Source organism: Clostridium carnis, from assembly GCF_054657435.1.
This window is the reverse complement of record NZ_BAAHYS010000001.1, coordinates 2,154,917-2,181,433: the sequence shown is the minus strand read 5'-3', so window position 1 is coordinate 2,181,433 and position 26,517 is coordinate 2,154,917. Positions and strand designations below refer to the sequence as shown.

At 28.0% G+C, this 26,517-nt stretch carries 25 protein-coding genes, 2 pseudogenes and 3 riboswitches; of the genes and pseudogenes, 1 reads left to right on the top strand and 26 read right to left on the bottom strand.

The window, feature by feature from the left end; genetic code table 11:
- Nucleotides 1-19: 19 nt before the first annotated feature.
- The 9 genes and pseudogenes from ACYQ1T_RS10525 to katG form a co-directional block, all read right to left on the bottom strand.
- A complete protein-coding gene (locus tag ACYQ1T_RS10525; protein WP_459834598.1) occupies nt 20-811 on the bottom strand; it encodes a DUF4365 domain-containing protein in 792 nt (263 codons plus the stop codon).
- 27 nt (nt 812-838) lie between these two features.
- Nucleotides 839-1,255: pseudogene (locus tag ACYQ1T_RS10520) on the bottom strand (23S rRNA (pseudouridine(1915)-N(3))-methyltransferase RlmH).
- Between the two features lie 97 nt (nt 1,256-1,352).
- A complete protein-coding gene (locus ACYQ1T_RS10515; protein WP_459834597.1) occupies nt 1,353-2,327 on the bottom strand; it encodes a DNA cytosine methyltransferase in 975 nt (324 codons plus the stop codon).
- 139 nt (nt 2,328-2,466) lie between these two features.
- On the bottom strand, nt 2,467-3,597 hold the full coding sequence (locus tag ACYQ1T_RS10510; protein ID WP_459834596.1) for a phospholipase D-like domain-containing protein: 1,131 nt from the start codon (nt 3,595-3,597) through the stop codon (nt 2,467-2,469).
- Nucleotides 3,598-3,927, bottom strand: a complete 330-nt coding sequence (locus ACYQ1T_RS10505) for a helix-turn-helix domain-containing protein (RefSeq protein ID WP_459834595.1) — start codon at nt 3,925-3,927, stop codon at nt 3,598-3,600. It lies immediately after the preceding gene.
- A 95-nt stretch (nt 3,928-4,022) separates the two neighbouring features.
- Nucleotides 4,023-4,637 carry a recombinase family protein gene (locus tag ACYQ1T_RS10500; RefSeq protein ID WP_459834594.1) on the bottom strand — a complete coding sequence of 205 codons (615 nt, stop codon included), beginning with the start codon at nt 4,635-4,637 and terminating at the stop codon, nt 4,023-4,025.
- The gene (locus tag ACYQ1T_RS10495; protein WP_459834593.1) at nt 4,634-4,927 is read right to left on the bottom strand and encodes a DUF2442 domain-containing protein; all 294 of its coding nucleotides are present in this window, start codon (nt 4,925-4,927) and stop codon (nt 4,634-4,636) included. The genes ACYQ1T_RS10500 and ACYQ1T_RS10495 overlap by 4 nt, the downstream gene beginning before the upstream one ends.
- A 326-nt stretch (nt 4,928-5,253) precedes the next feature.
- Nucleotides 5,254-5,808, bottom strand: coding sequence for a protein adenylyltransferase Fic (fic, locus tag ACYQ1T_RS10490; RefSeq protein WP_459834592.1), 555 nt, complete (start codon nt 5,806-5,808; stop codon nt 5,254-5,256).
- A 484-nt stretch (nt 5,809-6,292) separates the two neighbouring features.
- A pseudogene (gene katG, locus ACYQ1T_RS10485) lies at nt 6,293-8,489 on the bottom strand (catalase/peroxidase HPI).
- Between the two features lie 252 nt (nt 8,490-8,741).
- Here katG and ACYQ1T_RS10480 point away from each other — a divergent pair.
- The gene (locus ACYQ1T_RS10480) at nt 8,742-9,434 is read left to right on the top strand and encodes a YjjG family noncanonical pyrimidine nucleotidase (protein WP_459834591.1); all 693 of its coding nucleotides are present in this window, start codon (nt 8,742-8,744) and stop codon (nt 9,432-9,434) included.
- 211 nt (nt 9,435-9,645) lie between these two features.
- On the opposite strand, the gene thiC is transcribed toward ACYQ1T_RS10480, so the two are convergent.
- From thiC to ACYQ1T_RS10395, 17 genes are all read right to left on the bottom strand, one after another.
- The gene (gene thiC / locus ACYQ1T_RS10475; protein ID WP_459834590.1) at nt 9,646-10,950 is read right to left on the bottom strand and encodes a phosphomethylpyrimidine synthase ThiC; all 1,305 of its coding nucleotides are present in this window, start codon (nt 10,948-10,950) and stop codon (nt 9,646-9,648) included.
- 163 nt (nt 10,951-11,113) lie between these two features.
- Nucleotides 11,114-11,219: riboswitch (TPP riboswitch) on the bottom strand.
- A 13-nt stretch (nt 11,220-11,232) separates the two neighbouring features.
- On the bottom strand, nt 11,233-11,880 hold the full coding sequence (locus tag ACYQ1T_RS10470) for a hypothetical protein (protein WP_459834589.1): 648 nt from the start codon (nt 11,878-11,880) through the stop codon (nt 11,233-11,235).
- 333 nt (nt 11,881-12,213) lie between these two features.
- Nucleotides 12,214-13,698 (bottom strand): cobyric acid synthase, encoded by a 1,485-nt coding sequence (locus tag ACYQ1T_RS10465; RefSeq protein WP_459834588.1) that lies wholly within the window; start codon nt 13,696-13,698, stop codon nt 12,214-12,216.
- Complete coding sequence (locus ACYQ1T_RS10460; RefSeq protein WP_459836517.1) at nt 13,691-14,338, bottom strand: Dph6-related ATP pyrophosphatase; 648 nt, start codon at nt 14,336-14,338, stop codon at nt 13,691-13,693. Before ACYQ1T_RS10460 ends, ACYQ1T_RS10465 begins: the two co-directional genes overlap by 8 nt.
- A gap of 156 nt (nt 14,339-14,494) precedes the next feature.
- Nucleotides 14,495-15,250, bottom strand: coding sequence for an ABC transporter ATP-binding protein (locus ACYQ1T_RS10455; RefSeq protein ID WP_459834587.1), 756 nt, complete (start codon nt 15,248-15,250; stop codon nt 14,495-14,497).
- A gap of 11 nt (nt 15,251-15,261) precedes the next feature.
- Nucleotides 15,262-16,290, bottom strand: a complete 1,029-nt coding sequence (locus ACYQ1T_RS10450) for a FecCD family ABC transporter permease (RefSeq protein ID WP_459834586.1) — start codon at nt 16,288-16,290, stop codon at nt 15,262-15,264.
- A complete protein-coding gene (locus ACYQ1T_RS10445) occupies nt 16,277-17,194 on the bottom strand; it encodes an ABC transporter substrate-binding protein (protein WP_459834585.1) in 918 nt (305 codons plus the stop codon). Before ACYQ1T_RS10445 ends, ACYQ1T_RS10450 begins: the two co-directional genes overlap by 14 nt.
- A gap of 206 nt (nt 17,195-17,400) precedes the next feature.
- A riboswitch (cobalamin riboswitch) is annotated at nt 17,401-17,577 on the bottom strand.
- A gap of 186 nt (nt 17,578-17,763) precedes the next feature.
- On the bottom strand, nt 17,764-18,837 hold the full coding sequence (gene cobD / locus ACYQ1T_RS10440; RefSeq protein WP_459834584.1) for a threonine-phosphate decarboxylase CobD: 1,074 nt from the start codon (nt 18,835-18,837) through the stop codon (nt 17,764-17,766).
- Nucleotides 18,834-19,781 (bottom strand): adenosylcobinamide-phosphate synthase CbiB, encoded by a 948-nt coding sequence (gene cbiB / locus ACYQ1T_RS10435; RefSeq protein ID WP_459834583.1) that lies wholly within the window; start codon nt 19,779-19,781, stop codon nt 18,834-18,836. Before cbiB ends, cobD begins: the two co-directional genes overlap by 4 nt.
- 5 nt (nt 19,782-19,786) lie before the next feature.
- On the bottom strand, nt 19,787-20,398 hold the full coding sequence (locus tag ACYQ1T_RS10430) for a histidine phosphatase family protein (protein WP_459834582.1): 612 nt from the start codon (nt 20,396-20,398) through the stop codon (nt 19,787-19,789).
- On the bottom strand, nt 20,391-20,762 hold the full coding sequence (locus ACYQ1T_RS10425; protein WP_459834581.1) for a bifunctional adenosylcobinamide kinase/adenosylcobinamide-phosphate guanylyltransferase: 372 nt from the start codon (nt 20,760-20,762) through the stop codon (nt 20,391-20,393). Before ACYQ1T_RS10425 ends, ACYQ1T_RS10430 begins: the two co-directional genes overlap by 8 nt.
- A 22-nt stretch (nt 20,763-20,784) precedes the next feature.
- Nucleotides 20,785-21,546 (bottom strand): adenosylcobinamide-GDP ribazoletransferase, encoded by a 762-nt coding sequence (locus ACYQ1T_RS10420; protein WP_459834580.1) that lies wholly within the window; start codon nt 21,544-21,546, stop codon nt 20,785-20,787.
- Nucleotides 21,503-22,174, bottom strand: a complete 672-nt coding sequence (locus tag ACYQ1T_RS10415; protein WP_459834579.1) for a bifunctional adenosylcobinamide kinase/adenosylcobinamide-phosphate guanylyltransferase — start codon at nt 22,172-22,174, stop codon at nt 21,503-21,505. Before ACYQ1T_RS10415 ends, ACYQ1T_RS10420 begins: the two co-directional genes overlap by 44 nt.
- Nucleotides 22,171-22,704 (bottom strand): cob(I)yrinic acid a,c-diamide adenosyltransferase, encoded by a 534-nt coding sequence (locus ACYQ1T_RS10410; RefSeq protein ID WP_459834578.1) that lies wholly within the window; start codon nt 22,702-22,704, stop codon nt 22,171-22,173. The genes ACYQ1T_RS10415 and ACYQ1T_RS10410 overlap by 4 nt, the downstream gene beginning before the upstream one ends.
- Before the next feature lie 58 nt (nt 22,705-22,762).
- A complete protein-coding gene (gene cobT, locus ACYQ1T_RS10405; protein WP_459834577.1) occupies nt 22,763-23,857 on the bottom strand; it encodes a nicotinate-nucleotide--dimethylbenzimidazole phosphoribosyltransferase in 1,095 nt (364 codons plus the stop codon).
- A gap of 296 nt (nt 23,858-24,153) precedes the next feature.
- On the bottom strand, nt 24,154-25,404 hold the full coding sequence (locus tag ACYQ1T_RS10400) for a nucleobase:cation symporter-2 family protein (protein ID WP_459836514.1): 1,251 nt from the start codon (nt 25,402-25,404) through the stop codon (nt 24,154-24,156).
- A 201-nt stretch (nt 25,405-25,605) separates the two neighbouring features.
- A riboswitch (purine riboswitch) is annotated at nt 25,606-25,708 on the bottom strand.
- Nucleotides 25,709-25,732: 24 nt separating this feature from the next.
- Nucleotides 25,733-26,440 carry a PHP domain-containing protein gene (locus tag ACYQ1T_RS10395; RefSeq protein WP_459834576.1) on the bottom strand — a complete coding sequence of 236 codons (708 nt, stop codon included), beginning with the start codon at nt 26,438-26,440 and terminating at the stop codon, nt 25,733-25,735.
- Nucleotides 26,441-26,517: the final 77 nt, after the last annotated feature.

Sequence of the window (26,517 nt, the reverse complement as noted above, 5' to 3'; positions counted from 1 at the left end):
AATGCTCATCATCATAAACTTATTCATCTTCTTCTGAATCATAATATGCATACGCAAGTTTAAATTCATCTTCATCATAATCCTCATAAAATTCTTCATCTACAGATATATTTGCCCAAGGAAATAGATTTCTAAAGGCATCTTGATAACACCATCCGGGTATATAAATATACGGCCAATCAATTGCAACTTTTTCTTGTTCACTATAACTATCAATAACCTTTATAGTCAATGATCCTTTTCCAGATAATTTATTAATCCACTCTTCTGACTCTAAAATAACTTTATTGCCATTTTTTAATTCCTTTAACAATGGTTTAGCAACTATCAACATATCTAACTTTTTTTCATATTCCGATTTATTATCAGCAACTTTCATTAAGTCAAATTTAGAATTTCGATCTATTTTTTGTTTTTTAGGCACAATAACTTTCCAAGAATTATCTGATATAATTTGTATATTTTCTTCTTTAATTTGTATCCAATAACATTCTTTTTCTTCATAATTACACAAAACTAAAATAACTGGCAAAGTATGATTTGTCCAATAATTATAGTGTTCCATATCACCTCTAAACACAAAACCGTCATCTTTTTCCTCTTTAAACCAACTTTGACCTGTTTTTATTTGCACACCTATAATCTGTCCGGTAGCCTCCCCTTGTTCTACTATCTCTATATGTGAATCTATACCATAATCTGTTTCTAATGGTTGCTTCCTATACAACCATCCTAACTCATATTCTATTATATCGCCTAAAATTTTCTCACCTTTACTCCCTGTATCTCTCACTTTTGGACGCATTCCCATATTATCCACTCCATTTTAATTTTAATCCTATTTATGATAATGTTCTTTATTTATTATCCTATAAGCCCTATATATTTGTTCATGTAACATTACTGCTGTTAACCCAATCTCAAAATCCATTCTTGATATTGCCATTGTTTCATCAATTCTCGCTAAAAGCAATTCATTCTCAATTTTAGTATATATAACAATTATATTACTTTTACCATTTATAGCAAAGCATTTTAATTTGTTAGCGAATTCTTCTGATTATATCAAGTTTCCTTTAGTACTTATATAAATAACATATTCTTTTTCATTTAAGTTTTTTAATATTGCCTCGTCGTTTTTTAATACCTTAAAATCTAATTTACAATACCTCGTTAATCTTTTACTATATTCTGCTATAGCCTCTTTATTAAATTTATCTTGTATTTTTTCCGTAGTTAATATCTTTATATTCAACTCTAAACACTTCCTTATAATTAATTTATATAGTATCAAATACTTAGTAAATAAAAAGACATATGTATTTGTGTATACTTATGTCTTTTTATAAATATTATTTTTTATCTTTATCATAATCTTGCATTACTGCTACCATCTTTTCAGCAACTCTTTTTATTACTGGAACTGAAACAGAGTTTCCTGCCTGCTTATATACCTGACCATTACTCAAATTATTAGGAATCTTATATTCCTTAGGAAAACCTTGGAACGTTAAACATTCTTTTGGTGTTAACTTTCTAATCCCATAATTATCTTTTATTAATGGTACATTATGTCCACCGGTTCCCATATTTGCTGTTAAAGTAGGACATACATTGCTTTTATTTTCCCTAATATATACTCTTCTTAACTGATAAATTGTATCTTCCTTTGTTATGGTATCTTTTAAATCATCATAATATTTAGATGAAGAAGTATAATAATATTTATCATCCATCTTAACTTCTTTATTTACTATATCGCTTATTGAGTTTGTTAATTCTACTGGTTCTGGAAAGTAAAACTTATCACATTCTTCCTTATTTAAAAAACCAACAATATAAATACGTTCTCTATTTTGTGGTACATTTCCAAACTCCATTGAATTTAGAACTTGATATCTTATATGATATCCTTCTTGTATCAATGCATCTTTTATTATTCTAAACGTCTTTCCACCATCATGGCTTACAAGATTCTTTACATTCTCTATAATAAATGCTCTAGGCTTTTTTACTTTAATAACTCTTAAAGTTTCAAAGAATAAATTTCCTCTTTCATCATCAAACCCTTTCCTATATCCTGCTATTGAAAACGCTTGACATGGAAAACCAGATGTCAATATATCTATATAAGGTATCTCATTAGCATCTATTGAATGAATATCTCCTTCTACTAAATATTCATTACCAAAATTCTCTCTATATGTAATACATGCATATTTATCTATTTCATTAGCCCAAACCATTTTTGCACCAGCCTGCTTAAAACCTAGGCAAATTCCACCAATTCCTGCAAACATACTTGCTACTTTGTATTGATTATTCATTTGTTATCACCTCTTTTGCATTATTGCCATTAAACTATACTTAGTATACCACGCTTAATAAAAAAAAGAAGCGTGCTGCATAGAATTTATACAAAAAAATTAGAGGAATATTTTCACCTCTAATTCTTAATGAAATAAACTATAGTTCTTGCTGAAACTTATCAAAAGATCCTATCTCTGTGAAGTTAATCGAGTATGTTTCTTCATCTTCTTTATAAATAACTACTGAATCAAGACCTAACTCTTCCAGTCTATCATATGTTAATAGTTCTCCTTCATTTAAATCCATTACTTGTCTTAATATCCATTTACCTAACGCCTGATTAGGGTTAGTCATTAATGCCTTCCCCCCATCTTGACATATTTTAGCACTTAATTCATTACCATCCGGTAACACTAATTTAAAAGGAACATCTCTATTGGGGAAAAATCCACAAAAAACTTTGTGTATCCATGCAGGTATTGGTATATAAACTTCATTAAAGTCCCTTGCTCTACCGCCAGCATTCCATTGATTTAAGCCACTTTTCTCTGGAACTTGTCTCCCTCCTCGATCTGAATATAGAGGTAAAAATATATGCTCTTTTTCATGAATTATTGGCTCAAAACTCAATCCTTCACTACCTCCTATCAACAGGTTTGTAATTAATTCATATGGGTCTAATATTATTTCTACATCCGTTTCTAAAATAACATTTTCTGTTCTAAACCTCTTATATAATGTACTTTTAGATAAATTTATGCTGTATTCATTAATATTATCTTCAAAGGTTATTGTATTTTTACCACTGAACTTTATATTTTTTATTGCTTTTATATCTATTAAGTCCATTGGACACTCATATACTTTTATTTTCCCTTCTTGTCTTACAACACAATGATATATCATACTTGATAACGCATGTATTCTTTTTGTTGCATTTATTCTTTCATTTCTTAATTCTGAAATTGTTATAACAATTTCTTTTGGTGTTTTTCCACTAAACAACCCCATATCTCTATTGAATTCTGCTACTTTTTGCAGTGTTCTTCCATTGCCTTCCAAAAAAGTTTTTATACCTATTCCAACTCCATTTTTAGATGCATCAGCCGAACAATCTCCCCTTGATAAATTTTTCGCATTAAATACTCTACAAAAAATATTTTCAACTTCTCTATATCCTAAATACGGTATAACACTTTCTGATGAGAGTCTTGATAATGCTCCCATAGCCCTAAGCATATTTATATACTTATTTCTATTATTAACACTTTCTATATTAGTAAACATTTATTTCAACCCCTCTTTAAAATTTTTAATGTATTTAATAAAATCTAGTTTTTCTTCTGATTTAAGGCTTGTATATATTTTTATTATTTCAGTTATTTGCTTATCTTTGCTATTGTAAATTTCATCTGTAATCCCTAACAAATAGTCTGTAGAAACTTCAAAGAATTCTGCAATACCTTTTATAGTATCTATACTAGGTTTTCTTACATAATTTTCATATTGACTCCAAGTATTTTCTTCAACATAAAATTTAGTAGCAAGTTCTTTTTGTTTTAATCCACGCTCTTCTCTTAAATATCTAATACGGTCTCCAATATGCTCATAGATCATTATTTATCGCCTCCTGTCTATACTATATCATCTATAAAATAAAATAGTCATAACTTCTCAAAACGAGATATTATGACAAAAAATAAGACCATAGATTAAACTATAGTCTTATTTTTATATTCCTTAACTCTTCTATAAAATGTATTTCTCTTCATATTACATAACTTCATTGCCTCTACTGCTGTAATTTCTTCTGCCTGCCATCTCTTATATACACTTACAAAATCATCATCTATTTTAACTTTAGGTCTCCCAAACTTTATTCCTCTACTTTTAGCAGACCGAATTCCTTCTTTTTGCCTCTGATTTATGTTAATTTTTTCCTCCTGCGCAAGCCATGCCAAAATTTGTAACACCAAACTTGTTATTAAATCCCCCACCCCATCTAAATCTTTGTATTTTCTTGTATCTAAAATTGGCATATCCAAAACAACTACATTTATTTTATTTTGTATAAGCCATTTCCACTCTTCTAAAATTCCTTCCTTATTTCTACCCAGCCTATCCAAAGATTTTATATACAAATTATCTGATTCTCTTATAGTTCTTTTAAGCGCCATCCATTCTGGTCTATTGAAATCTTTTCCACTTGCTTTATCTATGTAAACGTCTCTTTCATCTATTTCTAGTCCATTTAATGCATCTAATTGTCTATCAACAACTTGTGTTTTTGCTGATACACGTAGATATGCGAAATTTCTTACTCTCATTTATCTAAGTCCTCCAACCTAATATCAACTCCATTTTTATAAACTTCTCTAGGATCTAAATCTATACAATTATATTCATCTACAGGCTCTGTTAAAGCCCCCGCTAAAGTTCCATTGATAATGCAACATCTACGTTTGAAAAACTCAATATCATTTAAAACTTGGCAACTTTTCAATTTCAGTAGGGTACTTGCATCATAATCTTTTACAACTCCATCTTTAAATTTAATAATTACATGATAATTGTCTAACGCTTTAACTTTAATAACTTCTATTATTTTATCACCCATTTAATTCCTCCCCCTCCATATTTCAAAAACTATAGTTTTTGAAACACTAATTTATATTCATATTTTTATATTTCAAAAAGTCCATTTCTAATTTATGAAACATCCCAATTACAGTAGTAGCCTTTTGAAACTATTATAGCGTATTCGATTACTAATTTCAGGTAGGCATTATGTATATTTTTACACAATTGTAATGTGGATAAAGGTTTCTTTTAGAAAATAGATTTTAATAAAAGTTTTTCTTGGAACAGTAAAAACGGTACACCTATTCTAATGTTGTACATTAAAAAAGTCCCTAATTGTAAGATTAGAGACTTTAAGTAAACCTATTTATTTTTCACTCCTGAAACAGTAATTTTCTTTTTTCCCTCCAAAACATCTTCACTCCATTCAATCGGAGTTATATCTTTTATAGGACTACGTTCCATTGCAAGCAAATAATCATCCTTATCCACTTCACTCCAATTAATTACTTTACCTAATTCTTTTTTTAACATTAGATCAAGCCAAATTCGTGCACTTCTTCCATTCCCTTCTCTAAAGGGATGGGCAATATTCATCTCAACATACTTTTCAATTATTTCATCAAAACTTGATTGTCGCATTGACTCAATATGTTCTAATGATGCCTTTAGATACATAACAGGAGCAAACCTAAAATTCCCTTTTGCAATATTAACATCACGTACTACCCCTGCAAACTCATATATATCCTCAAATAAAAATTTATGAATTTTAGCTAATGTAGTGTACTTTCCTGCTTCTAAGCTATCTAAATATCCACTTTCAAATAATTTAACAGCTTTTCTCTTACTTATTTTTTCTTCTATCCTAGCAAGTTCAACTGAATCTGTGATTTGCAATTTATTATTAAGTGCCATAGTACCTCCTATATAATATATCTATCACTTTTCTGTTATAAATTAACAACTTTTTATTTTCTATTTTAATTTCTCATTCTATTATATCACTGATTAAAAATTTATTTAATATAAACTTGATTTCAAGTTTAATTTACAATACACCTGATTCTAATATAGAGAATTTCATATTATTACAATCAATCTCTGCTAATATTCCATTAACTTTTTCTAAAATACCTTGTGAGCCATAATTTCTAAGCCAGACTTGGCATATCCTCTGAGGTTTCTAAAAATAATATTGTTTCATTACATATATATGATGAATGTATTTCTCCTCTTTACTCTGAATCAAAGAATACTTTATTTCCCAATACTTTGTATAATCAAATATTCTAACATTTCTTAATATAAATTAAAGGTAGTCCACAATAGACTACCTCCTTACTTCTTGTTTTAATTATTTTTATAGATTATTTTTTATTCTAAAGTTATTCATCATAATTTATTTCTTAATATCAAAGCGATCTGCATTCATTACCTTATTCCATGCAGCTACAAAATCTTGTATAAACTTTTCTTCATTACAGTTGGATGCATATACTTCTGCTACTGCACGAAGTTGTGAATTTGAACCAAATATAAGGTCAACTCTTGTTGCTGTCCACTTCATCATGCCTGTTTGTCTATCATAACCTACAAATATTTCTTTAATATCAGGTAAAGCCTTCCAGAGGATATTATTATCAAGAAGATTTACAAAAAAATCATTTGTAAGACATTCTTCTTTATCTGTAAATACCCCCTCTTGTGACTCCTTATAATTAGTGTTTAACACACGCATACCACCAATTAATGCTGTCATTTCTGGAATTGTTAGTGATAATAGTTGTGCTCTATCTATTAACATTTTATCTGATGTTACCTCATAATTATCTTTCATATAATTTCTAAATCCATCTGCCTTAGGCTCAAGTACGCTAAAGGATTTTATGTCTGTTTCCTCTTGGGTTGCATCTGTACGTCCTGGAGTAAAAGGAACAATTATGTTGTATCCTGCATTTTTTGCAGCTTGCTCTATTCCAACACATCCCCCTAATACAATAATATCAGCTAAGGAAACCTTCTTATCTTTTGAGTGTAAGCTATTAAAACTCATTTGAATTTTTTCTAGTGTTTCTAACACCTTGTTAAGTATTTTAGGCTCATTAACCTGCCATTCTCTTTGTGGCTTTAGTCGTATTCTTGCTCCATTTGCTCCTCCACGTTTATCTGATATACGAAATGTTGATGCAGATTTCCAAGCTGTTGTTACAAGCTCTGATATTGACAAGCCTGAATCTAAAATCTTTTTCTTAAGCTCTAAAATATTCTTTTTTATTAATTAATCTATAGTTAACTCTTGGAACTGGATCTTGCCAAATAAAGTTTTCTTTTGGAACTTCTGGTCCAAGGTATCTTGATATTGGCCCCATGTCTCTATGAGTTAATTTAAACCAAGCACGAGCAAAATCTTCCTCAAATTTTTTAGGATTTTCTAGATAACCCTTTGCTATCACTCTGTAAATAGGATCATTAATAATAGCTAAATCTGCTGTAGTCATCATAGGTCTATGCTTTTTAAATGGATCATAAGCATCAACTACCATATCCTCTTCCTCCACATCTTTAGCTAACCATTGGTATGCTCCTGCTAGACTTTTAACTAATTCCCACTGATATTTAAATAATGTTTTTAAATAACCAATTGTCCATTTTGTTGGCTCAGCCTTCCATGCTCCTTCAATTCCACTACTTATGGTATCTGGTCCTTTACCAGTTTTATAGCTATTTTTCCATCCTAACCCCTGCTCTTCTATAGGCGCTGCCTCTGGTGCTGGTCCAACATAACTAGGTGATGCAGCACCATGACATTTACCAAAGGTATGTCCCCCTGCTATAAGAGCAACAGTTTCTTCATCATTCATTGCCATACGAGTAAATGTTTCTCTTACTTCTTTTACTGATGCCTTAGGATCTGGATTTCCATTTGGTCCCTCTGGATTTACATAAATTAATCCCATTTGCACAGCAGCTAAAGGGTTTTCAAGTTCTTTCTCATCTTTATTACGCTCAGCTCCAAGCCATTTTTTTTCACTTCCCCAGTAAATATCCTCCTGCGGTTCCCAAACATCCTCTCTTCCACCACCAAAGCCAATTGTCTTTAATCCCATAGATTCAAATGCACAGTTACCTGTTAATATCATAAGATCAGCCCATGATATTTTGTTTCCATATTTCTTTTTAATTGGCCAAAGTAAGCGACGTGCTTTATCTAGGTTTATATTATCTGGCCAACTATTAAGTGGTGGAAAACGTTGAAGCCCTTGTCCTCCACCGCCTCTACCATCACCTACTCTATAGGTTCCTGCACTGTGCCAAGCCATACGAATAAAGAATGGTCCATAATGACCATAGTCAGCAGGCCACCACTCTTGTGAGTCTGTCATCAACTTATATAGGTCATTTTTCAATTCATAGTAATCCAATTTCTCAAATTCCTTAGCATAGTTAAAATCACTTGACATAGGATTGCTTTTTCGGCAGTTTTGTCGAAGAACATTAAGCTTTAGCTGATTTGGCCACCAATATTCATTGGTAGTTCCCTCTCCTGCTACTGCTTTGTTTGTTCTTCCTGTCATAGGACATTTTACTTCTGACATAACATTATCCTTTCTTAATATATACTATTACAGTAAATTATATGAATATTTAACTATTACTATGAATTAATTGGTAGATAATGTTTTATTAATCCTTGTTTTTCATAATGTTCAATTGCTTTTTTTGTTAATTCTATTATTAAACTTATAATATTTTATAAAATAATCGAAATATAACTTATTGTGAAGTTATTTTATGATTGATAAAATATTAGTAATTAACTTATTTATATAAAACTTGGAGGATATATTATGAAATATGAAGTAATATTATTTGATGCAGATGAAACATTATACGATTTTAAAAAATCTGAAAGAGAAGCATTTAAAAATACAATGCTTAAATTTAAAATAAAATATGATGAAAGCTATCATTTAAAAATTTATCAAGAAATAAATACAGCTATATGGAAAGAATTTGAAGAAGGACTTATTACACAAGAAAAATTAAAGATAGAAAGATTTAAAAGATTATCAGATAAATTAGAAATAAGTTTCGATGAAAATATTTTTGCAAAATCATACATAGAACACTTGGCTGATGCATCATTTCTATATGATGATAGTATAGATCTTATAGAAAGTTTAAATAAGTTTTTTAAGCTTGCTATAGTAACTAATGGTCTTACCTTTGTTCAAGATAAAAGAATAAGAAAATCTATTATATCAAAATATTTTGATACTATAGTAATATCTGAAGAAGTATTAATGTCAAAACCAAGCTCTAAAATTTTTGAACACACTTTAAAAAATATAAATTATACTGATAAAAGTAAAGTATTAATAGTTGGAGATAGCTTAACTTCTGATATACAAGGTGGTATAAACTTTGGTATAGATACATGTTGGTATAATCCTAATAAGATTATAAATAAAACATCAATAAAACCTGACTATGAGATTTCTAATTTTAATGAACTTAAATCCTTGCTATTTAACATATAAAAATTTCTATAAATAAATTTCTTATCTTAATTATAGCAATAATTGAAAATTTATTTAATAAAAAATTGATTTTACTCTTAATCTACTTAAAAGTTCTTTAAAAATCAAATTCTAATTCTTAATATTTTTTTCTAATAACATTTCAAAATTATAATAATAGCTGGAATATTAAAGAAATAAAATCCCTAGGAGTTTCCTAGGGATTTTATTTCTAATCTCTTAATATATTTAAATCTTCACCATTTAATATTTTTTTCATTGTTCTCATTGAACACATTTTTCCACACATACTACAGCTTTCTTCATCATGTGGTTTTGATTCTTCTCTATATCTTTTAGCTTTTTCTTTATCTATTGCTAAATCAAACATTCTCTCCCAGTCTATATCTCTTCTTGCTTCACTCATTTTATTATCCCATTCTCTTGCTCCCTTTACTCCTTTAGCAATATCTGCTGCATGGGCTGCAATTTTTGAAGCAATTATTCCTTCTTTCATATCTTCTAAATTTGGTAATCTTAAATGTTCTGCTGGTGTTACATAACATAGAAAGTCTGCTCCATATGTAGCTGCAATGGCTCCTCCAATAGCAGATGTTATGTGGTCATATCCTGGGGCAATATCTGTAACTAATGGTCCTAACACATAAAAAGGTGCACCATGACATAGTTTTTTTTGTAATATCATATTAGCCTCTATTTCATTTAAAGCCATATGTCCTGGCCCTTCAACTATAACTTGTACATTTCTTTCCCAAGCTCTTTTAGTTAATTCCCCAAGTGTTATAAGCTCTTTAACTTGACTTGCATCTGTTGAATCATTTATAGAACCAGGTCTTAATGCATCTCCAAGAGAAATTGTCATATCATATTTTTCACAAATATCTAAAACTTTATCAAAGTATTCATAAAATGGATTTTCTTTATTATTTAACTCCATCCAAGCAAACAATAAAGATCCTCCCCTTGATACTACATTTGTTAATCTTTTATTTCTTTTTACAGTTTCTACTGCCTCTTTATTTAATCCAGCATGAATTGTAATAAAATCAACACCATCTTTTCCATGCTTTTCAACAACATCTAAAAATTCTTCTGCTGTAATATCTTTTAATTCTTTTTCGTAAAATCCTACTGCATCATATATAGGTACTGTTCCAAGCATTACTGTAGACATTTTTACTATTTTCTTTCTCATACCTTCTGTTTTTCCATAGTTAGATAAGTCCATTATAGCTTCTGCCTTCATATCTAATGCTACTCTTACCTTTTCCAACTCTCTTTCACAATTTGCTGAATCCTTTGATATACCTAAATTAACGTTTATTTTAGTTCTTAGCCCTTCTCCTACTCCCTCTGGATCTAAGGAAGTATGATTTTTATTTGCTGGAATTACTATTCTTCCTTTAGAAAGCAATTCTCTTATTTCCTCAACTGTTTTTCCTTCTTTTTTAGCTACCACCTCCATTTCTTTTGTTATAATTCCTTTTTTAGCTGCATCCATTTGTGTAGTATACATATTTTTTCCCTCCATTTTTATAATATAAAAAATAAAGCCCTAGCAATTTTTAACTGCTAGGACTTTATTAATCACTAATGTAAATAACTTGTAATTTATTTTAAGTAAAAATTAAAGCTTGCATATTACAGCAAGCTAATTTTCTTAACTATTAAAGTTATAATTAATTAAGTAATTGCTTCCCTACGATGGTATTATCCATATCAGGTTATAAGAGTTAAGATTTTAAAAATCCCTCTCAGCCATTTAAGGCACCCCTAGCATTTTATTTATTTTTATATTTTATAATTTTGTTACTTTAAGCTTTATTATATGTGCTGTAGAATAATTTCCTACTTCATCTTTATAAGTTTCTAAGTTTATATCCTTCTTTTCAGAATCTCCTTCTTTAAACTTAACTAAACCTAATAAAGCTACATCCTCATCTAATGCTTTACCAACTTGACCTACTTGAGTTCTTGAGTCAAAGTCAATGCTTTCTCCATTTATTTTTGTGTTTTTATATTGAGGATTTTTCTTATCAGTAGTTTTTTCTGCATCTACTTCTGCTATTGAATAAATTGATTTGTTAGATTCTTCGTCACCAACTTTTCCAGTATTCATAATCATATGTATTACTGAATTTTTATCTATAGTTTCAGTTTTATAATTAGTTATTTCCTTTGTATCAACTAATTGTCCATCCTTGTAATTTTCCATTGTTACATTAACATTATATTGTGAGCCTTCTGGTAAAATCATAGAAGCTACTGTGCTTTTATCTTTTCCATAGTCTGCTGATTGTAATAAAAGTTCTATAACTCCTTGAACATCTTGTTTTACAACCTTAACATCACCTTCTGGTAACTTGGCTCCTCCACCCATACATCCTGCTAAACCTGCTGTTAATGCTAAAGTAGCTATTAATAATGATATCTTCTTTATTCTCATAACGTATTCCTCACTTATTACATTTGTATTGGTTTTTAATTAAAAATCTTAAACTTAGTATACCATAATGATAAAAAATCAAAAGTGTCTTTTTTGTAAACTTATATTTATTTTATCCTTATCTTTTAAATTTATAAATATTTTTTATTGATCTATTGTTAGGTTTCCTTCTTCTTTTATTTTATTAACAACTTTAAATTGTATATTTAAAATTCCTTCTATATGAGATTTTTTTATTTTACATCCAATAAATATTACTATTTCAACTAAAATAATAGATGCTATAACATCAAGTATAAAATGTTGTTTTATAAAAAGTGTTGATTAATATTATTAAACTCCAAAAACTATATTTTTTACTTTTTCCATATCTATATTTTCTTCAAGAAGCTCTACTAACTTATCATACTGTTGTAATTTATATTTATTATAATCTAAGATTTCTTTTGATACTATCTCTAATCCCTTTTTATTTTGCACATAATTTAGAAAGCTTTTAAGGAATTCACCTTCATCAAAAATACCATGTATATATGTTCCTAAAACAGATCCATCTTCATTCATTGTACCTATTATATTTCCATCATTATCTTTTATAAATGCTATTCCATTTTCATTTATACAGCTTACTCCATTATGTATTTCATAACCACATACATTAATGTTTTTAAACTCTTTTATATTACCTACTGTAATTGCTTTTATTTGTCTTGTTGTTTTTTCTTCATTAAATGAAGTTTCTATATCTAAAAGTTCAAATCCACTTTCTGATGTAATTTCTCCTTCAACTCCTAATGGATCATTTATTATATTTCCAAGCATTTGATATCCACCACATACTCCAAATATAATAGTTCCTCTATCTTTTAATTCTTTTATTTTATTAAAAATCCCATTTTTCTTTAAGGCTCTAATATCAGAAATTGTATTTTTGCTTCCTGGAATTATTATTAAATCTGGATTTTCTATTTCATCTTTTTCTTTAGCATATCTAACTGAAACACCATCTACTCTTTCAAGAGAATTAAAATCTGTAAAGTTAGACATATAAGGCAGCCTTATTATAACAATATCTAATCCTTCTTTTTTATTAGCTTTAATCCTATCTGTTACACTATCTTCATCTTCTATATCTAAATCAAAATATGGAAGAGCTCCAAGAACAGGTATTTTTATTATATCTTCAAGTTGCTTCATTGCAGGTTTAAAAAATTCTACATTACCTCTGAATTTATTTATAATTACACCTTTAACTCTGCTTCTTTCCTCTTCATCTAATAACATAATAGTTCCAGCTACAGATGCAAAAACTCCACCTCTATCTATATCTGCCACTAATATAACTGGAGAATCTGCTGCCTTTGCCATTGCCATATTTGCAATATCTGTTTCTTTTAAATTTATTTCCGCACAGCTTCCAGAACCTTCTAAAACTATAATATCATATTTTTTTGAAAGATTATTAAAGGTTTCACATGCAAAGCCTTTTAATATTTTATTTAATTCTTTATATTTATATGAGTCCATATTACAATAAACTTTACCATTTACAATTACCTGTGTTTTCATATTTCCACTAGGTTTTAAAAGTATTGGATTCATAACTGCCATTGGTTCTATTTCACAAGCCTCAGCTTGTACAACCTGTGCTCTACCCATTTCTAATCCATCTTTTGTTACATATGAGTTTAATGAAATATTTAATGCTTTAAAGGGAGCAACATTAAAACCATTATTTTTAAAATATCTACAAAATGCAGTTGCTACAGTACTTTTACCAACTGAAGATGCAGTTCCAAGTAACATTATTTTATTCATCTTTATTACCTTCTATATCTAAAAATCCATATTCTTTATTTAATTTATTTCCATTTGTTTTAAAATTTACTTTATATTTAAATAATGGTCCATCATAAACAAATGTATGATATTCTCCATTTTCCCCACAAGGATCTGCTCCAGTTTTTTTAATATCTTGTACTAAATCATAATTTAAGACCTTTCCTAAGAAACCTTCATTTAAATATTCTAACTTAACCTTTTTTATTATTGCTTTAAAGCCTTCATCTATAAATTCATAAGTTAGTTTTTCTCTATCTTCATTCCATAATGGAAATACAGCTTCTATTTTTGCTTTATTACATCTATCAGTACACCAAGTTCTATGAGCTTCTAAATCTATATCACCAAAAACACAAATATTAGCATCTAAATTTTCTTTTGCTTTTATTAATGCTTTATTAAATTCTTCTTCATATTCAATACCTTCACATTCTACTAATAATAGTGGAATATTTAATGAGTGCGATACTTTATTTAATAAATCCTTAGAAATTCCATGAAACCAAGATCTTGAAGCATTTTTGTCAACTGTAACTAATAGTCCAACTGGATTATATCCTTTTTTAATCATTCTATATAATGCTAATGTACTATCTTTTCCACAGCTATATGACATTATAAAGTTCTTATTCACATTATCACTTTCCTTCCACTTAAACTTTTATATTAAAACCTTTATACCTAATCTATATATTAGCTTATTTGTTTACATTCTTTATACTTCTATTTTAAAATCTTATTTTTTATTTTCTTACTTTAAACTTTATTATTTTTATCTCCATTTTTCTAATGTATTTAACATAAAAGTTTTTATATCTATCCCATAAACATTTTCTAAACTTTCACTTTGGAATACATCCTTTGGATTTCCGCTACTTATTACTTTCCCTTTATTTAGTAACACTACTTCATCAGCAAACATTTGCACTAAATTTAAATCATGTAGTACTGCCACTACAATTTTATTATTTTCTTTTACCCATTTATTTAGATATTCTAAAATCTCTATTTGGCATCTTAAATCTAAGTGATTAGTTGGTTCATCTAAAAGTATAACTTCTGGATTTTGTGCAAAGGCTCTAGCTAAGAATACTCTTTGTAATTGTCCTCCTGATAATTCAGAAATTAACTTATCTTTTATATCTATTAATCCAACACATTCTAAAGAATTATTTATTATTTCTTCATCTTCCTTTGTTAAGGTAGCAAAGACTCCCTTTAAGTGAGCATATCTTCCTAAGGAAACTGTTTCGTAAATACTATATGGAAATTGTATATTAGAAGTTTGTGTCATAAGAGCTATTTTACTTGCAAGCTCTTTTCTATTTAATCTTTTTATATCATTATTATCTAATTTAATAACACCTTCATAAGCTATTAGCTTTGTTAATGCTTTTAAAAGTGTACTTTTTCCACAGCCATTTGGTCCTACTATGCATATATTCTTTCCTCTTGATACTTTAAAATCAATATCATTTACTACATTTATACCATTATAACCGCAACTGATTTTGCTTACTTCAAACAAACTTAAATCACCTACTTTGATTTTTTAAAATATAGATATGCAAAAAATGGAGCACCTATTATTGCTGTTATTGCTCCTACTGGTAGCTCTGATGGTACAATAATTGTTCTTGATACTAAATCTGTAACTACCATTAAACATCCACCAAAGACAAAAGACATTGGAACTACATAAGAATGTTTTGAACCAAATATTCTTCTTACAATATGTGGTGCAATTAAATCTACAAATCCTATTGTTCCACTTATAGCTACTGCTGATCCAGTTAATATTGATACAAAGATAAAAAGTCTTCTTTTTACTTTTTCACATTCTACACCCATGGATTTTGCTTGCTCTTCACCAAAGGTTAAAACATCCATTTCTCTACAGTACATTAAAACTCCAATTATTCCTATAATAAAAAATGGTATTCCAGCTTTTAAATAGCTCCATCCCCTCATAGAAAATGAACCCATTTGCCACATTGTTATAGCTTCAATTTTTTCTGTAAAAAGTGCTGTTAATGTTGTTAAAAGTGCATTGAAAAATAATGAAAAAACCATACCAGTTAAAATTATTGTGTTGTTTGATAGACTTTTATCAACTTTTGTAGCAAATAATAAAACTATTATCATTGTTATTAAACTACATAAAAATCCTACTAATGGAAGAGTAAAGTTTCCAAGAATGGGAATAGAAACTCCTAAGACTATTAATAATCCTACTCCTAGTGATGCTCCTGATGATACCCCTAGAGTATATGGCGATGCCAGTGGATTTTTCAATACTGATTGAACTACAGACCCACTGGCAGCTAAAGCTCCCCCTACTACAAATGCAAGTAAAACTCGAGGAAGTCTTATATTCCATATTATTGATACGTCTTTTCCATCTATACCTGATGGCAAACTAAAATTAAATAGTTTATTACCTATTATAGAAATAATATCTATAATGCTAATATTGGAACTTCCAATGGAAGTTCCAATACATATTACTAGCACTATAACAGGTATAGATAATAGTGCTAGACTTTTATTTTTTTTATTTATATTCATTTGGATAAACTGTCTCTGCCATTTGTCTTAATGCTTTTACAACATTTTGAGATGGTCTTGCTGATGAATTTTTGTCAATACTATATACACTTCCATCTTTTATTGCTGTTACATTTTCCCATCCTTCACGACTCTTAATATCATCTACTGCTTTCTTTCCATTTATATCTGGCATATTTGTTAATATTACATCTGGATTTGCTGCAATAATTGATTCAGGAGTTGGTGATATCCATGACTTTTCATTTGCAAAAATATTTTCTGCACCAATTATTTGAATCATTTCATTTAAGAAAGTATCTTGACCAAAGCTACTTAATTTTGATCCTGATCCTATTTCAAAGTAAACTTTCTTTTTATTAGTTATTTTATCTCCAATAGCTTTTATTTTTTCTACTTCTGACTTCATATCTTTAACTATTTCTTTACCTTTTTTCTCTGTTTTAGTTAATTGAGATATAAAATCTATATCACCATATATTCCATCTATGCTATAGCTACTTGGAATATATACAACTGGTATTCCCGCTTCTTTTATTAAAGCAAATGGATCTTTATCTCCAGCTTTATTATGACCTGATGCTATTATTATATCTGGTTTTAAAGATATAATAGTCTCTGCATCTGGATTTCTAAAATCTATCTTTGGTAAATCCTTACTTATACCTTCAACATCTGCTGAATATTTATCAGTTGCAACTAATTTATCAGCTAATCCTAAAGCTACTAACACTTTAGTATTAGACGGTGCTGTTGATATTATTGTATTAATTTCCTTTGGAGCAGTAAATTCTGTTCCCTCTCTGTCTGTCATTGTTTTTGGTTTTTCAGTACAACCAGCTAAAAGCATAACTGCAAATACTAATGCTCCAACTAGTGAAAGAATTTTGTTTTGTCTTTTCATTTTGTCTCCTCCTAATTTTATTTATTAGGGCTTTAATAATTAAGAATTATTACTTTAATTGGATTCATAAACTTTAGCTAAAAATAAAAGGCATACTTTGAGGTATGCCTAAATACACATTGTTTAAATTCATTAACATAATATAAAAGTAGCTTTATATTATAATGAACTTCCAATTAGTACCTATAATCTCACCCTCAGAAGATAATAGTTTGACATATTAGGCAGGTCTCCCGGCTTAACTTCATCCTACACTCTAACCTTCCCGCAAATTAAGCAGTGGCATTTATAGATTTCGTCAGTTACACGGTTACTGGGGTAGCTCAGGAATAAACCTGATTCCCTATTAAGCTTATAAAAACACCTATTATGTTATAAATTCACATTGATTATATTAGAATACTTGTTCTATGTCAATATATCATAACTTTTGTTATTTAATTTTTAAATTTTCTATATTTATTTTATTTCTTTTATTTGTTTGTTTTACTTATTTTACTTATTTTACTTCTTTTATTTCTTTATTTTATTTCTTTATTTTATTTATTTATTTTATTTCTTTTATTTAACTACTTTACTATTTCCTTAAGTGATTTTAATAATATTTCATTTTCTTCTCTTGTTCTTACAGCAACTCTATAATATGAGCTATCTAAACCATTATAATTTTCACATTTTCTAATTAAAACACCTTTCTTTATAAGTTCTTCCTGAATACTTTTATTATTTTTAACCTTAAACATTATAAAGTTTACAGATGGCTTTATAACTGAAATTTCTTCTATTTTATTTAGCTCATTATATAAATATAGTTTTTCTTTATTTAAAAATTCTCTTGATTTAGCTATATAATCTTTATCCTTAAGAGCTGCAATTACTCCATTTTCTGCAATAATATTTATACTCCAAGGCACTGACACTTTATTTATTAAGTTAACTATAGCTTTATTTTTAGTTATACCATAGCCTATTCTTATTCCTGGAATTGCAAAAAACTTAGTTAAAGATTTTACTACTATTATATTTTTATAATCTTCTAAAAAGCTTATACAACTAAATTCACTTTCATTATCTAAAAAATCTAAAAAAGATTCATCTACTACTAAAATTGCATTAACTTCTAATGCTTTCTTTGCAATATCCTTTATAAGCTCTTTTTCTACTAAACCTCCAGTTGGATTATTAGGATTACAAATAAATATCATATCTATAGTATTATCTATTTTTTCTATTATACTTTTATCTAAATTAAAATTATTTTCTGCCTTTAAATAGTGATACTTAATTTCTCCATCAACTGATAAAATAGCTTCTTCATATTCACCAAAGGTAGGTGCTTTAAGTAGTACCTTTCCTGGCTTTAATGCTCTTACTATATTAAATATAATTTCTGCTGCACCATTTCCTAAAACTAAATTTTCACTATCTATATTCTCATATTTTGCTATTGAATTTTTTAAATCATAATAAGTTATATCTGGATATTTTTCTATTTTATCAATAGCATCTATCATAGCATTTTTTACCAAATCACTTATTCCCAATGGATTTATATTTGCTGAAAAATCTATTATTTCCTTAGGATTAATTCCATATTTTCTTGATATTTCTTTTACATTTCCACCATGAACTACGCTACTCATAAAATTATCCTCCATAAAAGTTTGCATAACATAAAAATTATATAAGCAGTAATTGCTACTCCATATAATATGTTGTTAGTTTTATATAAATCCTCTAGCTCTATCTTTTTTATATTATCTCCTATAGTTGGCTTTTTAACTAATTTCCCAAAATAATAATTAGCTCCTCCAAGCATAATATTTAAAGCACCTGCTACAGCTGCTTCTGGATGAGCACTATTTGGGCTACTATGGTTATTTCTATCTCTTTTATATATTCTAAAGCTTCCTTTATAATCTAACTTTAAAACAAATGATACAAAAATAATAAGTATTCCAGTAAATCTTGCTGGTATGTAATTAAATACATCATCAAGCTTAGCTGGGAAATATCCAAAATCTTTATATTTATCATTTTTATATCCAAACATTGAATCCATTGTATTTACTGCCTTATATCCCATTGCAAGTGGTGCTCCACCTAAAAAGGCATAAAATAATGGAGCTATAACTCCATCAGATAAATTTTCAGCTACAGTTTCTATAACAGCTCTAATTATTTGAGTTTTATCTAAACTATTTGTATCTCTTCCAACAATATAAGATAGCTGTTTTCTTGCACCTTCAATATCATTGTTTATTATATATTTAATTACCTTTAGTCCTTCTACCTTTAACCCCTTAGTAGAAATACAGAAATATATTAATACTCCACCTAATATAATTCCTAAAATGTTATTTATCTTATATGCAAAGTACAAAAGATAATAATTAAATAAAATAACTACTAAAACTGCTATTATCCAAGTTAAAAATCCTGCAATTTTCAAATTATTTTTAAGTATTTTTCTAAATATGGTTTCTAATTTTTTGCATAGGTTTCCTATTATTCTAACAGGATGAAATGGGTTTTGGGGATCACCTATTATTAAATCTAATATAAAGCCTATTGTTAATTCCATCATATAATTTACCAGCCTATTTTCTCTATTTCTTTTATTTTATATTTATTATTTTCTTTATTTTCTATAATTAACTTATATCCACATCCACACTTTGGTTGATAGTCATAATAATTTTTACTATTATCATAAAATATTTCTAAAATAGTTCCTATAGTTCCTCCATGTGTTACTAAAAGTGCTGAATTTACATTGTCCTTATAAAGCTTTTCTATAAAGCTATTAAAGGTATCTTCTACTCTTTTTCTATATTCAGCCTTACTTTCACCATTTGGACATTTAACATCTCCAACATTGTCCATTATCCAATTTATATAAGCTTTATCTTCCTTTAAATCATTGTAGGATTTCATTTCAAAATCGCCAAAATTATACTCTGAAAATCCAGCTATAACTTTATATTCTAACTTTTTAAAAAGAATTTCTAAAGTTTCATTTGTTCTTTTAAATCCACTTGTAAAATACCTTTCACACTCTTTTATTAAAATATCTTTTTTAATTTTCTTTAAAGCTATTATTCCATTTTCACTTAGAGATACGTCACTATGTCCACAGTAAAGTTTTTTTTCATTACATTTAGTCATTCCATGTCTTATTAAATAAAGTTCTAATTTATTCATCTTTAATTACCATAGGAAGTCCACAAAATATTCTATAAACACTATTAGAATTTTTGCTTAAAAGTTGCAGAACCTTTCCTGTTACTTCCCTCCATTGTCTTTCTTCTTTTTTTAATGGAACTATTCCTGAAGATATTTCATCACATATAATTATTTTATCTTTTAAAGCTTCTAAATTTTCATTTATAATATTAAAAGCACTTTCTCTATTATAATATATAAATTTATGTAGACCACAAATAACATTTTTAGAAAAATCTATATTTCCCTCATTACAAAAAAATATATCTTTATCCTCTACATTAAAGGTCTCTTTTACAAAATCTAGTTTTCCATTATAAGCTCCACCAATTATTAATATCAACTTAGCACCTCTTCTCTATTTCTTATAAAATAGCTAAAAAAAACATTCCTATAAATTCAGAAATTACTAATCCATAACCTGCACTATCTCCTGACATTCCACCTAATTGTTTTGTGCTATTATTTACAAATATTACTGCTGATAAAATTATTGCCAGGGAAATAATTGCACCTTTTATGTCTAATATTAGTATTGATATAATACTTGCTAAAAAGACTGAAGCTAAAACTAAAATCTTATCTATTATGCTTGTTCCATTTTTAAAGTAAGCTCCTAAAGAACTTTCCTTCATACTTTCTTTGTGTAATAACATAAAGCCCATTAATCCTCTAGACATTATAGGTATTAAAATTAACATTAATGGATTATTGTATTTTTCTACAATTGTATAAATTGATGCAAATTGTAATATAAAAAGTAATGCTAATGCTATTACAGAAAATGCTCCTGTATTTGGATCTTTTAATATTCTAATTTTTTCTTTTTTATCACGTCTAGAAAGAAGCGCATCACATACATCCATATATCCATCAAGGTGTAACATTCCAGTTATTATAAATGGGAAAACCATAGTTAGTGCTGCTTTTAACATTAATGGTAAGTCTAAAATATAAGTTAGTTTAAATACTCCATACCAAAGTAATCCTATTATTAACCCAATTATAGGATAAAATTTCAATATATTTTTAGCTCCTTCTTCATCCCATTTATAAAAAGGCAGAGGAATTATTGTAAACATGCTAATTGCCATTAGAAATCCTTTTATATACTTTTTCAAAAGCACTTTCCTCCTTTCCTTTATGAATAATTATATTTCCAAAAGAACATTCCACTACAACATTTGCTATAGTGGCTAGTTCTTTATTTATCTTTCCTAAAGCTTTTCTAAAATCTTCTGTGTATGAATCATATATTATTCCATCACTAAATAAGTAATCTGATATTATTACTGTATCCTTTGAACTTTCTAATATTAAATTTAACCCCTTTAAAACTTTTTCAAAGGCAAATTTATTATAGTTTTTCCCATCAAACATTTCGTTTGTTAATAAAGAAGTTATACTATCTATAAATATTACACACTTTTTAATATCTACCCTATCTAAAGATTCTTCTTTTTTGCTATTTACTTTTTCTATATATTTAGTACTATTTGTTTTATATAGAATCTTTTCTTTATTATTTATTTCCTCTATAATTTCTTCTATATTCTTAAATTTTTCTATAGTTTTAAAGCCATAATCTTTTCTTTCTTCTATATGATTTTCTATTCTTTTTAAATCTTCTAAATCATATGGATTCATTGTTGCTATATAATATAAATTATTTTTTTCATTATCTAACTCTTTAGCTAACCTTTCACCATAAGATGATTTTCCACTTTTTGATCCACCTACAACTAAATAAATCACTTCTCTATACCAATTCTTGATGGAATTTTACTATCTACATATGGATGCTTTATTGGATTTATTTCTGAAACATAATGAGCTATTTCAACTAGTCTTTTATCTGGGTTTCTTCCTGTTAAAACTACCTCTAACCCCTTTGGTTTATTTTCAAGGAAATTTATAACTTCATCAAGTTCTAATATTCCATAATTTAAAGATGCCATTGTTTCATCCATAATTAATAAATCATAATTTTCCTCTACTGCTTTTTTAGTAACAGCTTTAAATCTTTCTCTATGCTCTTTTATTACTTCATTTTTATCTTCTTCACTTAAATAATTAAAGAATCTTTTCATAGGCATTCCAAAAAACACATGGAAGTTTTCACTAAGTTTTTCTATTGACTTTAATTCTCCTGAATCATGGTCTTTTAAAAACTGAGTTAATAAAACCTTTTTCCCTCTTCCTGCTGCTCTCATTCCAAGACCCATTGCTGCTGTTGTCTTTCCTTTTCCATTTCCACAATATATATGAATTAATCCTAATTCCATAATAACACTCCTTTATATCCTTGCCCTATATAAGCAAAAAAATTTTTTAATATTTTATTTATACTATATAACAATCTTCATCTCTTATTTTTTCTATATAATCTGGATTTATTTTTGCCTCTTCAAAGGTAGCCATATTATTCATCATTGCACATGCATACTGAACAATAGAAAACGCTATTGGACATCCACTACCTTCACCTAATCTCATATCTAAGTTTATCATTGGTATTAAATTCATTTCTTCCATTATAATATTATACCCAATTTCCTTTGAGTAATGGGATGATAATAAATATTCTCTTATTAATGGATTTAATTTTACTGCTGCAAAAGCTGCAACTGCTGAAATAAATCCATCTATTACTACTGGAATTTTATAAAATGCTGCACCTATAAAAACTCCAACCATTGCTGCTATATCAAAGCCTCCAACCTTCGATATTATATCTATAATATCCTCTTGGTTTGGTTTATTAATTTTAAGAGCAGTTTCTATAACTTTTTTCTTTTTCTCAAAATTCTCTTTAGTTATTCCTCCACCTTTACCAACTGCTTTATTAAGTTCACAGCCTGTTAACGCTATTAATACCGCACTACTTGTTGTTGTATTACCTATTCCCATTTCTCCAACACCAATAATATCATATCCGTTATCCTTTGCTTTTTTAGCCATTTCAATTCCTATATTAATACCTTTTATACATTCATCTCTAGTCATTGCAGGACCTTTTGCTATATTATTAGTACCTTTTCTAATTTTCCTATCTATTGCTCCAGGTATTTTTTTATCAGTATTAATTCCAACATCTACAACCATTAAATCTGTATTATTTTCCTTTGCTAATACAGCTACACCTGTAAGACCTTTAGAAAAATTTATTGTTTGAGCTAAAGTTACATATTGTGGTGCTGACCCTATTCCTTCTTCCACTAATCCATTATCAGAAGATAATATAATTATACATTTTTTATTTATATAATTTTTTATATTTCCTGTTATTCCTGAAAGCTTTATTGCAATTTCTTCAAGTCTTCCTAAGCTTCCTAAAGGCTTTGCCAATGAATCTACCTTCACTTTTGCCTTTTCCATTGCCTCTTTATCAAGTGAGTCAATTTTATTTATAATACTATATAGTTTTTCCTTTTCCATACTCACTGCCAATCCTTTACTTAATTTATTCTCTTTTTTTGTTATCATATCTTATATTTTATATAAAAGTCAATAAAGCTACTATTACTAATACTATCTAAAATTAAGATTATAATACTAAAATTTCATTATTATTTAACCTTAAAAATAGATATATAAATAACTTATTAGAAGCTTACTTATTTTAAACTTAAAAATAAGCAGATGAATAAATCACTCATCTGCTTACTTTATCTTTAATGTTAATTTTTCATCTTATTAAAAACTATAAATCTAATATGTAAATTTCTACAATATTAATTTTCTTTTTCTTCTTTTAAAACTAAATTTAATATAAGTGCAACTATAGTTCCTGTTGAAATACCTGATGAAAAAATCATCTTTAAGCTTTCTGGAAGTTGCCCTATAAAATCTGGTCTAAAAGTTATACCTAAACCTAATCCAACTGCTGTTGCTATTATTAAAAGATTACGATTATTCATTTTAACTCTACTTAATGTTTTTATACCTGCTGCTGCAACTGTTCCAAACATTACTATACCTACTCCACCTAATACTGGTTGAGGCATTATATTAATTATAGCTGCAAATTTAGGGAATAATCCAATTATCATTAACATAACTCCAGCCATTATAGCAACATAACGACTTGCTACCTTAGTTAATGGAATTAGTCCTATATTTTGGCTAAATGCTGTATTTGGGAATGTTCCAAGAGCTGCTGCTGCTATACTTCCAACTCCATCAGCTAAAACTCCAGCTCCAACTCTACTATCTTTCATTTTAATATTTGAAACTTCTCCTACTGCCTTTAAACATCCAACTGTTTCAATAACTGTTACAATATACGCTGGTGTAAATGCTAATAATGCCTTAAAATCAAAAGTTACACCATATTCAAATATCTTAGGGAATGAAATCCAAGAAGCTTGTGCTACTGTTGAAAAATCTACCATTCCTAAAGGAATACAAACAATATAACCTATAACCATTCCTATTAATATAGAAGCGCTACTTACTAGTCCTTTTCCATATCTATTTAGTAATAATGTAATTATCATAACAAACATTGCAATTCCAATATTTTTTAAGCTACCATAATCAGAAGCTCCAACTCCACCTGCTGCCCAATCTATAGATACAGGTAATAAAGTTAATCCTATTAAACATACAACTGTTCCCGTAACTAGTGGTGGAAATAGCTTCATTAAAGGTTTTATAAAATAACTTAATATTATTTCTACAAAAGCACCTAAAATACTAGCACCTATTATTCCTGGAATTCCTAAAGATAATCCAACTGAAATAGCTGGTGGTACAAAAGTAAATGATGTTCCTTGAATACATGCAACCTTTGAGCCTATTTTCCATATACCCATAGCTTGTATAATTGTAGCTACTCCAGCTCCTAAAATAGCAGCACTTAGTAATGCCGTAGAAGTTTTTGTATCAAAGCCTAATGCACCTGATATAACTATTGGCACAACTATTATTCCTCCAAAGGCTGCAAATATATGTTGAAACCCTAATAATATTTTTGTAAGCATACTAGGATTATCATCAATACCATAATTCAATTGGATTTCTTCACTATTACTAGTATTTTCTTTTTCTTCTAAAAGTTCTTCTGTTACTTTCAATTTTCCGTTCCCCCTATAAAGTATAGTATAATTTTATAAAGTAAAAACACCCCAATAAACTTGAGGTGTTGAGTTTATAATAGATATATAAATATAAAATATCTATAACTTTAAAGCGCAACCCCTCGTAGTCTGCCTATTTACGGTTAGCAGGTAGAAACTTTCGGACCATATTTCCGATAAATATACGAGATATTTTTAAATTATATTCGTATATTAACACATGTTACTACTTTTAACAAGTGCCAATATTCGCTATTTCTTTATAAGCTATAAATTTTTCTATTTCACTTTCAGTTAAAAATACTTCGCCAATAATTCCATGACGTTTATCTACTTTTTTATCTGTATGAAAATCAGAACCTGCAGTGTAAATCCAGTTATTTTCTTCTGCTATTTTTATAAACTTTTCCGTTTCTTCATAAGTATTTTTAAAATATTTAGCTTCAATTCCATGAAAATTTAATTTTAATATTTCATCTAAAAGATATTTTTTTATTTTTATTGGATGTGCCAATATAACTATTGCTCCAAAATATCTTAAAATTTCTATTCCTGTAGTAACATCTATTCTATTTCTTTCAACATCTTTTTTTACTGATACTTTTCCTAAAAGAAAATCTTTTAATCCATCTATATCATGATTTCTAATAAGTCTTAAAGAATTTTGAAATTCTTCTTCATTATATACATCACTAAAAAAATATCCTAATATATGAATCTTCTTTCCATTATATCTAGTGGATAATTCTATTCCTGGTAATACTTTTACCCCTAATATTTCTCCTGCTTTTTTTGCTTCATCTATTGAATCTGTATTATTATGATCTGTAATAGCTATTATGTCTAAATCATTATCTTTAGCCATTTTTACTACTTCAAATGCTGAATATTCACCATCTGATGATTTTGTATGCAAATGAAAATCTCCTTTTGTGTACATTTTCTCCTCTTATCCTACTTGCTTATATTACTTTACTGAATATAATATGCTTTATAACTTTTTATTGTTCTTAGTCT